Source organism: Streptomyces megasporus, from assembly GCF_000718985.1.
Taxonomy (GTDB): domain Bacteria; phylum Actinomycetota; class Actinomycetes; order Streptomycetales; family Streptomycetaceae; genus Streptomyces; species Streptomyces megasporus.
This window is the reverse complement of sequence record NZ_JODL01000024.1, coordinates 139,174-152,715: the sequence shown is the minus strand read 5'-3', so window position 1 is coordinate 152,715 and position 13,542 is coordinate 139,174. Positions and strand designations below refer to the sequence as shown.

The 13,542-nt window shown below is 73.3% G+C and carries 12 protein-coding genes; 6 read left to right on the top strand and 6 right to left on the bottom strand.

The annotated features are described in order from the left end of the window. Positions 1–130: 130 nt before the first annotated feature. Both IF47_RS0120005 and IF47_RS0120000 read left to right on the top strand, forming a co-directional pair. Complete coding sequence (locus IF47_RS0120005; RefSeq protein WP_037732995.1) at positions 131–2,539, top strand: SpoIIE family protein phosphatase; 2,409 nt, start codon at positions 131–133, stop codon at positions 2,537–2,539. A 154-nt stretch (positions 2,540–2,693) separates the two neighbouring features. Further along, positions 2,694–2,960 (top strand): hypothetical protein, encoded by a 267-nt coding sequence (locus IF47_RS0120000; protein ID WP_078591988.1) that lies wholly within the window; start codon positions 2,694–2,696, stop codon positions 2,958–2,960. A 61-nt stretch (positions 2,961–3,021) separates the two neighbouring features. On the opposite strand, the gene IF47_RS0119995 is transcribed toward IF47_RS0120000, so the two are convergent. The 5 genes from IF47_RS0119995 to IF47_RS0119975 all read right to left on the bottom strand — a co-directional run bounded on the left by IF47_RS0119995 (position 3,022) and on the right by IF47_RS0119975 (position 6,352). Continuing rightward, entirely contained in the window at positions 3,022–3,897 is an 876-nt protein-coding gene (locus IF47_RS0119995; RefSeq protein WP_169745230.1) for a 5-oxoprolinase subunit C family protein, read from the bottom strand. Between the two features lie 20 nt (positions 3,898–3,917). Further along, complete coding sequence (gene pxpB / locus IF47_RS0119990) at positions 3,918–4,541, bottom strand: 5-oxoprolinase subunit PxpB (RefSeq protein ID WP_031510247.1); 624 nt, start codon at positions 4,539–4,541, stop codon at positions 3,918–3,920. Further along, a complete protein-coding gene (locus IF47_RS0119985) occupies positions 4,538–5,314 on the bottom strand; it encodes a LamB/YcsF family protein (protein WP_031510246.1) in 777 nt (258 codons plus the stop codon). Before IF47_RS0119985 ends, pxpB begins: the two co-directional genes overlap by 4 nt. 70 nt (positions 5,315–5,384) lie before the next feature. Beyond that, positions 5,385–5,681, bottom strand: a complete 297-nt coding sequence (locus IF47_RS0119980) for a YkvA family protein (RefSeq protein ID WP_031510245.1) — start codon at positions 5,679–5,681, stop codon at positions 5,385–5,387. Between the two features lie 155 nt (positions 5,682–5,836). After that, a complete protein-coding gene (locus IF47_RS0119975; protein WP_031510244.1) occupies positions 5,837–6,352 on the bottom strand; it encodes a metallophosphoesterase family protein in 516 nt (171 codons plus the stop codon). 211 nt (positions 6,353–6,563) lie between these two features. On the opposite strand from IF47_RS0119975, the gene IF47_RS0119970 reads away from it, so the two are divergent. The 4 genes from IF47_RS0119970 (at position 6,564) to IF47_RS0119955 (ending at position 12,950) form a co-directional block, all read left to right on the top strand. Further along, entirely contained in the window at positions 6,564–7,562 is a 999-nt protein-coding gene (locus IF47_RS0119970) for a Gfo/Idh/MocA family protein (RefSeq protein WP_031510243.1), read from the top strand. A 376-nt stretch (positions 7,563–7,938) separates the two neighbouring features. After that, complete coding sequence (locus IF47_RS0119965) at positions 7,939–11,109, top strand: glycoside hydrolase family 3 N-terminal domain-containing protein (protein ID WP_031510242.1); 3,171 nt, start codon at positions 7,939–7,941, stop codon at positions 11,107–11,109. Positions 11,110–11,250: 141 nt separating this feature from the next. Then, entirely contained in the window at positions 11,251–12,009 is a 759-nt protein-coding gene (locus IF47_RS0119960) for a DUF6928 family protein (protein WP_031510241.1), read from the top strand. Between the two features lie 365 nt (positions 12,010–12,374). Continuing rightward, the gene (locus IF47_RS0119955) at positions 12,375–12,950 is read left to right on the top strand and encodes an HD domain-containing protein (RefSeq protein WP_031510240.1); all 576 of its coding nucleotides are present in this window, start codon (positions 12,375–12,377) and stop codon (positions 12,948–12,950) included. 128 nt (positions 12,951–13,078) lie between these two features. Here IF47_RS0119955 and IF47_RS0119950 read toward each other — a convergent pair whose 3' ends face one another. Next, positions 13,079–13,363, bottom strand: coding sequence for a hypothetical protein (locus IF47_RS0119950; RefSeq protein ID WP_245641179.1), 285 nt, complete (start codon positions 13,361–13,363; stop codon positions 13,079–13,081). Positions 13,364–13,542 lie beyond the last annotated feature (179 nt).

Here is a 13,542-nt window from a genome sequence, read left to right as displayed (position 1 = left end):
GCCGGACGAGCCCGTCCTGCGGGACGGGGCCCCGCGGGCCGTCCCGGAAGGGAGGGCGCCCGGCACGGACGCGACCGGGGGGAACACCGCGGCCGTGGTGCCGTACGAGGGACCGCGGCAGGAGAAGAGGCTGTACGAGGGGCGGCTCCACGAGGGCCCGCGGAGCGGCGACGACCCGCACCTCGGCAGGCTGGCCGCCACGGTCGAGCGGCTCCGCCGCGAGGTGCGGGAGGCCCACGCCGCCTCCGAGGGGCGGGCCCTGATCGAGATGGCCAAGGGCATCCTGGTCGAACGGCTGGGCTGCGGACCGGCGCAGGCCGCCAGGCAACTGGCCGTCCTCGCCGACCAGGCCGGCGTCTCCCGGCTCGAACTGGCCGCCGACCTCATCGACCAGGCGTCCCGCGACCGCCTCACCGAGGCCGCCCGCGACTTCCTCACCCGAGCCGGGGAGGACTGGGAGAACGGCGGGGGCCGGACGTCCGAGCGGAAGGACGCCACCTCGCTGTCGGTGCGGCTGCGCACCGCGGAGAGCGGCGCGCTGGCCGCGAGCGACACCCAGGCCGTCGCCGAGTCCCTCCTGGAACACGCGCTGTCCCCGCTGGGCGCCACGGCGGTGGCCATCTGGGCCGCCGGCACCGACGCCTCCCTCACCCTGGCCGGCTGCGCGGGCTTCGCCGCGGAGGAGGCCGCCCGGTGGCACTACGTGCCCCCCGGGGTGGCCACGCCCGCCCGCCGGGCCCTCACCGAACGCCGCACCGTGTGGTTCCCGTCCCCCGCCGAGGCCGGGCTGCCCACGCTGGGACGGCGGCAGGCGCCCGACGGCTGCCGGGTGACGACCCCCGCGGGCACCGGCGGACGCATCCTGGGCGTCCTGGAGATCTGCTGGCCCGGCCCGCTGGAACCACAGCCCCCGCAGGTGGAGCGGCAGATCGAGGCGCTGGCCGAGCTGTGCGCCCACACGCTGGACACCCACTCCCCGGCCCCGCCCGCCTACGGCCCCGGCGGCCCCCAGCAGGTGCGGCCCCCCGGCATCCCGGAACTGGTGGACTTCGCCGACGGCCTGCTGGACTCCGCCCTGGTGCTGGTGCCCCACCTGGACGGCGAGGGCCGGCTCGTCGACTTCCGAATCCACCACGTCAGCAGCCACTTCGTCGACCCGGTGGGACGTCCGCGCAGCGCCGTCGCCGGAGCGCTGCTGCTGGAGGCGTACCCGATGGCGATGGGCGAGAGCGGCCTGTTCGAGAAGATCGAGCACGTCCACGCCACCGGCGAGCCCTTCCGCGCCGAGCGGATGGCGCTGCGCGCGCTGGTCGGCCAGGTGCCGCTGACGGTGGAGGCGAGCGTCAGCATCAGCCGGCACGGCGAGAACGTACTGCTCATCTGGCGCGTGCAGGACGAGGCCGCCCGACTGGCGCGCGTGCTGCAACACGCCCAGCGCCTGGGCCGCATCGGCGGCTTCGAGGAGAACCTCGTCACCGGCGAGATCGTCTGGAACAGCCAGCTCTTCGCCCTCCACGGACTGCCGCAGGGCGCCTCGCCCATCCCCCTGGAACAACTGCCCACCCACACCCACCCCGACGACGAGGCCACCATCGGGCGCTTCCTGCGCACCCTGCTGCACCACCGCCGTCCCGCCTCCGCGGCCTTCCGCCTCCAGCGGGCCGACGGAATCGTGCGGCACATCCGCGTGGTCGCCGAACCCGCCCTGGACGCGGAGGGACGACTCGTCGTGGTGCGCGGCGCCTGCCAGGACGTCTCGGCCCAGCACTGGACCGAGGTCGCGCTGGGCGCCACCCGCGACCAACTGGCCCAGACCGAACAGCAGGCCGCCGAACGCAACCGCATGGCGCTCCAGTTGCAGCGCGCCATCATGCCGCCCACCCGAGGCCCCATAGAGGCCGAGGGCCTGCACATCGCCGTCCGCTACCGGCCCGCGGAGGAGGACCACCTGGTGGGCGGCGACTGGTACGACGCCGTCGTCCTGCCCTCCCGCCAGGTCCTGCTGTCCGTCGGCGACGTGGCGGGCCACGGCATCGAAGCGGCCACCGGCATGGTGGTGCTCCGCAACGCGCTGCGCGGCCTGGCCACCACCGGCGCGGGCCCCGCCCAGATCCTGGCCTGGCTGAACACCGTCGCCCACCACCTCACCGAGAACGTCACCGCCACCGCGGTCTGCGGCATCTACGACCCCGAAACGCGGGTCCTGCGCTGGGCCAGGGCCGGACACCCCCCGCCGGTCCTGGTGCGCGAGCAGGATGCCGCCGCGCTGCCCCTGGTCGGCGGCATCCTCCTCGGCGCCCTCCCCGAGGCCACGTACGAGGAGGAGTCGCTGAAGCTGGAGAGCGGCGACATCCTGCTGATGTACACCGACGGCCTGATCGAACGCCGGGACCGCTCCCTCCAGGAGTCCCTGGACCAGCTCATGACCGTCGTACAGGACCCCGAGGCCACGCTGGAGCAGCGCCTGGACCGGATGCTGACCTACAGCAACGCCGACACCGACGACGACACCTGCATCGTCGGCGTCCGGATGAACTGAACCTCCGGCCGTCCCTCCTCCGGGCCGGACGCCCGACCGTCCGGCCGCCCCGCCGCGGCAGGTCCCGCGGCGGGGACGCCGTCCGTTTCCGGGCGCGACCGGCGGGTACCTGCGCCGTGCACCGGAACACGACCACACGGCGAGGACCACGACGATGGACGACCAGGACGACAAGGGCAAGGACAGGGACGACCGGAGGGACCCGGCCGACCGGGGACCCGGCGCCCACTCCGGACGGGAGACGCAGCCCCGGCCCGGCGTCGTGCCGGGCACGGCGAGCGCCGCGGAGGGCTACTCCGGCGGCGGGACCGTCGAGGGCGAACCCCTCAAGGGCGTCGAGGCCCACGGCACCGACACCGAGGAGGCCAAGGAGAGGGAGGTGGGACCGGGGGAGGAGTCCCACGGCAAGCGGACGCAGTGAGGGCGCCACGGCACGGGCGTTCCTCGCCCCCGCCCGACCGCCCCGGCCCCGGCCCCGAACCTCAGTGCCGCAGGAGGACGAACCGCACCGGGAGGCCGGGGACCGCCTGCGCGGCGGCGGCCAGCGCCTCCTCGGGCACCACGCCGACGACCGGATAGCCGCCCGTCGTCGGATGGTCGGCGAGGAAGACCACCGGCCGGCCGTCCGGCGGCACCTGTACCGCGCCCGACACCATGCCCTCGCTGGGCAGTTCGCCAGCCCCGGCCCGCTCCAGGGCCGGCCCCTCCGTGCGCAGACCGATGCGGTTGCTCGCGCTGGACACCCGGTACGTCGCGCGGGCCAGGGTGCGCAGCGCGGCGGGGGTGAACCAGTCGTCGCGCGGCCCGAGCACCAGCGGCAGCACCAGTTCCCCCACCGGCGGCCCCGGAGCCGGGGCGGCGTCGGTCCGGGGGACGGGCCCGGCCGGCTCGCCCACCGGCAGCCGCGTCCCTTCGGCGAGCGGCGCGGGGCCGAGCCCGGAGAGCAGATCGGTGGAGCGGCTGCCGAGCACCGGCTCGACCGCGATGCCGCCCGCCACGGCCAGATAGCCGCGCACCCCGGGCCGCGCGGCGCCGACGTCCAGCACGGCCCCGGCCGGCACCCGCACCGCCGCGCCCCACGGCGCCGGACGGCCGTCGATCCGCACCGCGCACGGAGCGCCCGTCACCGCCACGACCACGGGACGCTCGGCGCGCACCGCGCAGCCGGTGAGGGTCGTCTCCAGCGTGGCGGCGTCCTCCGGGTTGCCCACCAGACGGTTGGCGAGCCGGTGCGCGGGAGCGTCCAGAGCCCCCGAGCGCGGCACCCCCAGATGGGCGTGGCCCACCCGCCCCAGGTCCTGCACGGTGGTCAGCGCCCCGGCCCGCACCACCTCCAGCACGCCGCCGGTCCCCGGCACGCCGCCCGCCTCCCCGCCCGTCACGGGACGGCCTCGACGGCCTCGAAACGCACCCGGGTGCCCGGCGTCAGCAGCGCGGCCGGTTCCCGCGAGACGTCCCACAGCACGGCGTCGGTCCGGCCGACGAGCCGCCAACCGCCGGGGGAGGTGCGCGGGTAGACGCCCGTGTAGGGCCCGGCCAGACCGACCGAGCCGGCCGGCACCGCGGTGCGGGGCGTCGCCCGTCGGGGCACGTGCAGGGACTCGGGCAGCCCGGTCAGGTACGCGAAGCCGGGCGCGAACCCGCAGAACGCGACCCGGAACTCGGTGCGCGCGTGGATCTCGGCCACCTCCGCCACGTCCACCCCCCACAGCGAGGCGACCTCGGCCAGGTCGGGCCCGTCGTAGCGCACCGGCAGCACCACCGACGCGGCATCCTCACGGGCGACCTCCGGCACCTCGTGGTGCCGCAGCCGGTCCGCCAGCGCCCGGGGGTCCCGGAGGCCGTCCAGCAGGACGGTGACCGCCGCCGGGACGATCTCCACCGACTCGGGCAGCTCGCCCGCCTCCCGCATCCGCACCAGTTCGGCGTGGAGCGCGTGGGCCTGCCCGGTGTCGTCCACCTCCACCAGCAGGGCACGCCGGCCCATCGGCAGCACCCTCATGCGAACGCCTCGATCCGCACCCCGGCCGCCTCCAGGGCCTCCCGCACCCGCCGGGCGAGCGCGACGGCGCCCGGGGTGTCGCCGTGCACGCACAGCGACCGGGCGCCGGTGGCCACCCGACCGCCGCCGGCGGCGGTCACCTCGCCGCGCAACGCGATGTCCAGCGCCTGGGCGACCACGGCGTCCGCGTCGTGGAGCACCGCGCCCGGCTCCCGGCGCGGCACCAGCGTTCCCCGCGGGGTGTAGCCGCGGTCGGCGAACGCCTCGGCGACCGTGGGCAGTCCGGCCTCCTCGGCCGCCCCCAGCAGCAGCGAACCGGGCAGCCCCAGCACCGGCAGCCCCCCGCCGGCCAGCAGCGTCCCCGTCACCACCGCCCGCGCCTGGGTCTCGTCGCGCACCGTGCGGTTGTAGAGCGCGCCGTGCGGCTTGACGTACGCCACGCGCGTCCCGGCGGCCTCGGCGAAGACCCGCAACGCGCCGATCTGGTAGGCGATCTCGTCCGCCAACTCGTCCTCGGGAACCTCCATCGCCCGCCGCCCGAACCCCGCCAGGTCCCGGTAGGAGACCTGCGCGCCGATCGTCACGCCCCGCTCGGCGGCCTCCGCGCACACCCGTCGCATGGTGGAGGGGTCGCCGGCGTGGAAGCCGCACGCGACGTTGGCGCTGCTGACGACGGAGAGCAGCCCCGCGTCGTCGGTGAGCCGCCAGCGTCCGAAACCCTCGCCGAGATCGGCGTTGAGGTCGATCACCCTGACTGTGTCCTCCGCTCGCATGCGACGAGCGTATGCGCGGTCCGCCGCGCTGTCCGAGAGTGTCCGCCCGCGCCGACCGGCCCGCTCGGCGTCAGAGGTCGTCCCGCGGGGGCCGTCCGTACCGTCGGGCGGCCTTCCCCAGATGGTGGAGGACCGGCGCCAACAGGCCGATGTCGTCCAGGTACACCGGGTCCGGGAGCAGGTCCAACGGGAACAGCGTGTAGACGACCGCGCCCCAGAACGCGGCCTTGGTGCCCACCGGGACGTCCTCGCTCCGCAGCAGCCGGTAGGCCCGCACGACCCTCACCAGGAGGACGGCCGCGGCGGCGAGCATCGCGACCGCGGCCACCGCGCCGACGGCGACGAGCGCGATCCACCAGTCCTCCATCGGACCTCCGTTCCTCGTCGCTCCCCGTTCCCCGAGTCTGTTTCCCGGCGGACGCGGCCCGACTCCCGGAACACGCGGACACAGGGACACGCGGGCACACGGACACGCGGTTGCGGAGCCGCCGACGCGGCTGCCGGCTCCGACACCGACGGCGCTCAGCGGCGGGGCGGCAGCCGGTGCAGTTCGACGTCGCGCAGCCGTCCCGCCGCCACCACCGCCGTCATGTAGGTGCAGTGCGGCTGGGCACGACGGTCGGTGGGCGAACCGGGATTGAGCAGCCGCAGGACGCCGCCGTCGGCCCGCTCGGCCGTGGTGTCCCACGGGATGTGGCTGTGCCCGAAGACCAACACGTCCAGATCGGGGAACCGCTCGGCGCACCGCTTCTCCCGCCCCCGCTTCGGCCCCGTCTCGTGAACGACGCCGAACCGCAGCCCGCCCAGCTCCGCGCGGGCCACCTCCGGCAGTCGGGCGCGCAGCTCGGGACCGTCGTTGTTGCCGTACACGCCGATCAGGCGCCGCGACCGCTCCTGGAGGAGATCGAGGGTGGCGGCGTCCACCCAGTCCCCGGCGTGGATCACCACATCGGCCTCCGTCACACGTGCCCACAGCTCCTCGGGCAGCCGCTTGGCGCGCTTGGGCAGGTGGGTGTCGGACATCAGCAGCAGGAGCACGGTCCCACCGTAGCCCCGGCCGCCCCGACGTTCACTCCTTGCCGAGGGGGGGGACGGTCCGCTCCCCGGCGGGGGCGCTCCGGCGCGGGGGCGGTGAGAGCCCCGCCACCGCCCGGAGCTGACGGGCCGCCGGACATGGACGGTCGCGGCGCACGCGTGGCGACGCCCGTAGGGTGAGGCGCGACACACCGACCCCCGACCGGGAGAGCGCATGGCACACAGGGACGACACGATCCGATGGGGCATCCTCGCCACCGGCGGCATAGCCCACGCGTTCGCCAGGGACTTGGCGACGCTGCCCGAGGGCGAGATCACGGCCGTGGGATCGCGCTCGGAGGAATCCGCCCGCCGCTTCGCCGAGGAGCACGGCATCCCCCGGGCGTACGGAAGCTGGAAGGAGCTCGCCGCCGACCCGGACATCGATGTCATCTACGTCGCCACTCCCCACTCGGCCCACCTGGAGGCCGCCGAGGTCTGCCTGGAGGCCGGCAAGGCGGTGCTGTGCGAGAAGCCGCTCACCCTCAACCTCGCCCAGGCCCGGCGCCTGGTCGAACTGGCGCGCCGCAGACGGGTCTTCCTGATGGAGGCCATGTGGACCTACTGCAACCCGGTGATCCGGCGCATGCTCGACCTCATCGCCGACGGCGCGATCGGCGAGGTCCGCTCGGTGCACGCGGACTTCGGCATCGTCGCGCCGGTGGACGCCTCCCACCGACTGCGCGACCCCCGGCTGGGCGGCGGCGCTCTGCTGGACCTGGGCGTCTACCCGGTGTCGTTCGCCCACCTGGTCCTCGGTGCCCCCGCCTCCGTCGCCGCCTGGGCACACCTGACGCCCGAAGGCGTGGACGAGACCACCGGCGTCCTCCTGGGGTACGACGGCGGGGCCGTCGCCACCCTCTCGTGCTCCATCGCCTCCGCCACCCCCACCGTGGCGGCCGTGAGCGGCACCGAGGGACGCGTCGAGCTGCCGCACGGCTTCTTCCACCCGGAGAGCTTCGTCCTGCACCGCGTGGGACGGGAGCCCGAGGAGATCCGCCTGCCCGAGGCGCGGCCCGGCGCCGGCTACACCCACGAGGCGGCGGAGGTGATGCGCTGCCTGCGGGAGAAGGAGACGGAGTCCCCGCTCGTCCCCCTGGACGGAACCCTCGCCGTGATGGAGACGATGGACGCCGTCCGGGAACGCACAGGGGTCCGTTACCCGCACGAGTGAGGGCAGCGAGGACGGTGCGCGGGACACGCCGCACAGTGGGACGCGCGCCTTCCGCGACGACTCCGGCCGACCGGCGCCGGCGCTCCTCGCACCGGGAGCGCGGCGGAAGACCTGACTCCGCGACGGTCTCCCGGAGGGCGGACGGCTCCGCCCTCCGGGGGCCGTCCCCGTCGAGAGAGCGCTCCCAGCTCCCGACCCGCCGCGACGGCGTCCCGAAGCCGGTCTCCAAGAAGTTTACGTATCAAGTGTCTTGACGCCCCGCCAGGGCGCATACATGATCGGCGCGGTGCGTACCAAGCCGCACACGCACCACGATTCCGTTCAACCAGTGAAGACTGAAGACCGTGACATAGGACCGTGCCCGACGGGAGCCGCCATGGGACAGCCATTACACGGAAGACCGGACCGCCGCCGACGGAAACGAACCGCCGTCGGAACCCTCGGCGCCCTGCTCGCCCTCCTCGCCTCCGGGCTGGTGCCCGCCGCGACGGCCGCCGAACAGACCCGCACTCTGGACGACTTCGACTCCGCCTTCCCCGGGCCGATCGGCACCTACGGCAGCAACGCGGCGGACACCCCGACGATCGACCAGATCGCCGCCGAGGCCCGCCCCGGAGCGAACGTCGGCAACAAGGCCATGCGCGTGACGTACGACATCTCCGCCTGGGGCGGCTTCGACCACTCCCTGTCCACCACGGAGGACTGGAGCGGACACGAGGGCCTGTCCTTCTGGGTGAAGGGCACCGGCAGCGGGAAGCGGGTCCAGTTCGAGGTCAAGGACGGCGGCCCGAACGCCGGACAGGCCGAACTGTGGGCCGGCTACTTCACCGACGACACCGACGGCTGGAAGCAGGTCCGCACCCCCTTCGAGGACTTCGTCCGCCGCCCCGACTATCAACCGGCCGGCGCCCCCTCCGACGGGGTGCTGGAACTGACGGACATGTGGGGTTACGCCGTCAACCTGCCCGCCGCGTCCGGCACCCTGGAGTTCGACCAGGTCGAGCTGTACGGCGTGGGCGGCACCCGGGCCCGCGTCGCCACCGACAAACCCGTCTACACCGTGGCCCACGGCGGCACCGCCACCGTGCGGGTGTCGGTGGGCACCACCGGGGACAAGCCGCTGGCGGAACCGGTCACCGTCACCTACGGCACCGGCGAGGGCACCGCACGAGCCGGGAAGGACTACACCCCCGTCGAGGGCACTCTCACCTTCCCCGCGGGCACCCCCTCGGGAACGGCGAAGACCTTCACCGTCACCACCAAGCGCGCCGCCAAGGCCGCCACCGCCAAGACCATCCCCATCACCCTCTCCGTCGACGGCGCCCGCGCGCCCGACGACCTGCCGACCGTCGTCATCGACGCCCACGGCCTGCCCTACCAGAACCCGGGCCTCCCGGTGGAGAAGCGGGTGAAGGACCTGCTCTCCCGGATGACGGTGGACGAGAAGATCGGCCAGATGACGCAGGCCGAACGCGCCGCTCTGGCCGCCCAGGACGACATCGCCGACCACGCGCTCGGCTCCCTGCTCTCCGGCGGCGGCTCCAACCCGACGCCCAACACCCCCGAAGCCTGGGCCGACATGATCGACGGCTTCCAACTGCGCGCCCAGCAGACGCGGTTGCAGATCCCGCTGATCTACGGTGTCGACGCCGTCCACGGCCACAACAACGTCGTCGGCGCGACGATCTTCCCGCACAACACCGGCCTCGGCGCCGCCCGCGACCCGAAGCTGGTGAGGGACGCGGCACACGCCACCGCCAAGGAGGTCCGCGCCACCGGCGTCCCCTGGAACTTCAGCCCCTGCCTGTGCGTCAGCCGCGACGAGCGCTGGGGACGCGCCTACGAGGCGTTCTCCGAGGACCCGGCCCTGGTCACCCGACTGGCCACCGCCGTCGAGGGCTACCAGGGCGCCGCCGACGGAAGCGACCTGAAGGACGCCGACCGGGTGCTGGCCACCGCCAAGCACTACGTCGGCGACGGCGGCACCGAGTACGGCTCGTCCACCACCGGCACCTACACCATCGACCAGGGCATCACCCGGACGACCAGGAAGGAGCTGGAGGCCGTCCACATCGCCCCGTTCGTCGAGGCGATCGACGAGGGCGTGGGAACGGTGATGCCGTCCTTCTCCAGCGTCGACTTCCTCGGGGACGGTGAGGGGCCGGTCAAGATGCACGCCCACGCCGACCTGATCACCGGAGTCCTCAAGAAGAAGCTCGGCTTCGACGGCTTCGTGATCAGCGACTGGCAGGCCATCGACCAGATCCCCGGCGACTACGCCTCCGACGTGCGGACCTCGATCAACGCCGGCCTCGACATGATCATGGTCCCGTACGACTACAAGACCTTCACCGCCACCCTGCGGGAGCAGGTCGACTCCGGCGCGGTCCCGATGTCCCGGATCGACGACGCCGTCGCCCGCATCCTCACCAAGAAGTTCCAGCTCGGCCTCTTCGAGAAGCCCTACACCGACCGCACCCACCTGGACGACGTCGGCTCCGCCCAGCACCGGAAGACGGCCCGCGAGGCCGCCGCCGACTCCCAGGTGCTGCTGAAGAACGACGGCGACCTGCTGCCGTTGAAGGGCGACGAGAAGCTCTACGTCGCCGGGTCCAACGCCGACGACCTGGGCAACCAGGCGGGCGGCTGGACCATCAGTTGGCAGGGCCACTCCGGCGACATCACCGAGGGCACCACCATCGCCGAGGGCATCCGCGAGATCGCGCCCGACGCGTCGGTCACCTTCAGCGAGGACGCCTCCGCCCCCACCGAGGGACACGAGGTCGGCGTCGTGGTGGTCGGCGAGACCCCGTACGCCGAGGGCATCGGCGACGTCGGCAACGGCCACGACCTGGAACTGTCCGAGGCCGACAAGAAGGCGATCGACACCGTCTGCGGCGCCATGGACTGCGCGGTGCTGATCGTCTCCGGCCGCCCGCAGATCGTCACCGACCGCCTCGGCGACATCGACGCCCTGGTGGCCTCCTGGCTGCCGGGCAGCGAGGGCACGGGCGTGGCCGACACCCTGTTCGGCGAGCGTCCCTTCACCGGACGACTGCCGGTGAGCTGGCCGCGCTCGGCCGAGCAGGTGCCGGTCAACGTCGGCGACAAGGAGTACGCCCCGCTGTACCCGTACGGCTGGGGGCTGCGCACCGACAGCGCCCGCGACCGCCTGGCCGACGTCCGCGACGACCTGCTGGACCGCCGCCGCGACGGCACGTCCCGCGCGGCGGCCGTCCACCTGACCCTGGCGCTGAAGCGCTCCCACTTCGGCGCCGACGGCTCGGTACGGAACGCGGACGCGGTGCTGAAGGCACTGGGCAAGGCCGCCGCCCTCTTGGAGAAGTCCCGCACGGACACCTACCTCCAGGCGGACGAACTGGTCTCGGTCGCCCGCGACATCGCCCAGAGCGCCCTGCTGAGGGCCGGCGACCGCGCCCCGGCGCGGGCGGTGGCCCGCACCGCGGACGCCGACCACGCCCTGGCGTCCGGCGAGTACGCCACGGCCGTCCGCCACCTGACGGACGCCCACCGCCTGACCCGCTGACCCACCCCATACCCGGTCCGCCGAGCGCCCTCCCCTGACGGGGCGCCCGGCGGACCGCCGTTTCACCGGTGAGCCGCCCCCGGTGTCAGTGTGGGCGGCTACGGTGCGACGGTCATCGGACGTGATGCTCGGGGAGGGGCCTTGGGAGCCAAGACAGGGCTGCTGGTGTACGCCGACGGCGACGTACCGGGCTTGCTGCGGCAGGTGGGCGCGGCGGACCCGGCACGGACGTCCGCCATGGTGCGGCGTCTTTATCCGGGGTGGGAAGTCGAGGCGAGCACGGGGTCGAACCTCAGGGACGGCGTGTATCCCCCGGACGGGACGGCCCATGCGGCCTGCCGGCCGAACGTGGAGATCCTCTGCGACCGGGAAGTGATGATCGACTTCCCGTCGCAGCTTCCGGAGCATCTGGTCGCGGCGAGTGCCGGACGACGACTCGTCCTGCACGCCATGCACAGCGTGGTCGACTGGCTCGCGTTCGCCGTGTGGGAGGACGGGCACCTCGTCCGCTCCCTGAGCCTGTCGCCGGACAGCGGGATCATCGAGAACATCGGCGAACCGCTCCCCTTCGAACTGTCCTACTGGGCCGGGGACCGCCCGGCCGACGTCATCTCCTGGCCGGACGAGGAAGAAGAGCCGTACGCCCTGCCCTTCCACCCCCTGGAATTCGGCGAAGACGCACTGCGCGCGCTCTGCGGGTTCGTCCTGGAAGGGCGTCCCGATCCCGACGACGTCGACGCGGGCGCCATCCGACTCCACGGATTCCGTATGCGGGACCCGAACGGCCCCGACCCCGCCGAGAAGGAGGCGGAACTGAGACGGGCCGTGGAGGCCATGGGCCCGCCACGCATCTACACGCTGGGGCCTGACGGCTCGCTGATCGAGCGCGACGGCCTGTGACGCCTGTGACGAGTGGTTGGCCGAGGGGGCATCCGCCGAAGAACACCCGGCATCTGTTGAGCTTTGTGTCGGATGTGGGCTCTGACCTGACGTACGGGGTGCCCGAGCGTGTCGGCGAGGGTGACCGACTCTTCACCGCTGAACCAGTCGCGTTCGGGGTCCCAGAGGGCGATCTCGAAGCGGGCGAAGCTGCTCGGAGCCGGGTGTCCTCCCGGCCGACCGGAACCCGCACGCGGACCTTTCGGCGCGTGTCACCACGCTTCTCGAACAGGGTGCGGTCCCTCGTCGGTTCCGTTGTGAGCCGGAGTCGCTGCACTACGGTCTGAGGCTGAGCAGCCAGTGATCCGCCCGAAGGGAACGACCGCATGACTGACGAGCAGGCCGCCAAGGGGACCGTCGGCTATCTGATGGAGATGGGCGCCCTCAAGCGCGGCAGGCGGAGTGGCTGGTGGATCGCCGGTGTGAAGGATCCCGAGACCATTGCCGAGCACTCCTTCCGCACCGCCGTCATCGGCGCCGTACTGGCCATGATGGAAGGCGCCGATCCCGCCAAGGTCGCCTTGCTGTGCACCTTCCACGACACTCAGGAGACCCGGGTCGGCGACATCCCGTGGATCGGCCGGCGCTACCTCCAGGCGGCCTCGAACGAGAAGGTCACCGCCGACCAGGTCGCGGACGCGCACCCCGCCGTCGCCGAGGGCATCAAGGCCGTGGTCCACGAGTACGAGAACGGCGACTCGCCGGAAGTGCTCGTCGCACACGACGCCGACAAGCTGGAGTGCGTGATCCAGGGGTTGGAGTACCTGGAACAGGGCTATACCAATGCCCGGGAGTGGGTGGACACCACCCGCGCGAAGCTGAAGACGCCCTCCGCACGGACTCTCGCCGAGGCGGCGGAGGGCATGCCCATCACCGAATGGCAGCGGACCTACCTGCGCTGAGACCCTTGCGGGGCACGCCCGTCCGGTGGCGGCGACCAAGACGCGCCACCGGACGGGGGTAGACGCGACGGGCGAATCGAAGACCGAGACGGCCGAGGTTGTGCCGGCTGGAGCGGAGGCCTTATGGGTCACAGGCCGCGAAGGGCCGCGTGGAGGTCGTCGTAGGCGCTCCAACAGTCGACGCTGCCGTCCTCGTACAGGCTGCCCATGTACCAGTCCTCATCGTCGACCGGCTGCACCAGACACAGTCCGTGAAACCCCAGGACGATCCGGGGCCGGAGCCGTTCGTCCTGCCCCGGCCGGCCCCGCCATGTCACCACACGATCGGTGTCGAGCACCACGGCCTCGCGATCGCCGGAGACGTCGCGGATCGCCTCCAGAGTCCACCCTGCCGGTAGCTGCCCGCCTGTCACCGCATGATGACAGCCGCCGCGGCCGTCGCGTCGCGACCCTCCTCCCAGAGCACCGCTTCAGGAGTTCGATCACCGCGCTGCGCGGCCTGCCCGGATCTTGTGCCCTGACAGAGTTCCCGGTCCTCGTGCGGCTGTCTCTTTCCGCTGCTGTCCGGGGACGTTGATGTCATCTGCTGATG

What these genes read in the sequence shown, in the direction of transcription:
- IF47_RS0119955 (WP_031510240.1), top strand. Translation starts at nt 12,375, where the DNA reads ATGACTGACGAGCAGGCCGCCAAGGGGACCGTCGGCTATCTGATGGAG.
- IF47_RS0120000 (WP_078591988.1), top strand. Translation starts at nt 2,694, where the DNA reads ATGGACGACCAGGACGACAAGGGCAAGGACAGGGACGACCGGAGGGAC.
- IF47_RS0119965 (WP_031510242.1), top strand. Translation starts at nt 7,939, where the DNA reads ATGGGACAGCCATTACACGGAAGACCGGACCGCCGCCGACGGAAACGA.
- IF47_RS0119980 (WP_031510245.1), bottom strand. Translation starts at nt 5,681, where the DNA reads ATGGAGGACTGGTGGATCGCGCTCGTCGCCGTCGGCGCGGTGGCCGCG.
- IF47_RS0119985 (WP_031510246.1), bottom strand. Translation starts at nt 5,314, where the DNA reads ATGCGAGCGGAGGACACAGTCAGGGTGATCGACCTCAACGCCGATCTC.
- pxpB (WP_031510247.1), bottom strand. Translation starts at nt 4,541, where the DNA reads ATGAGGGTGCTGCCGATGGGCCGGCGTGCCCTGCTGGTGGAGGTGGAC.
- IF47_RS0119970 (WP_031510243.1), top strand. Translation starts at nt 6,564, where the DNA reads ATGGCACACAGGGACGACACGATCCGATGGGGCATCCTCGCCACCGGC.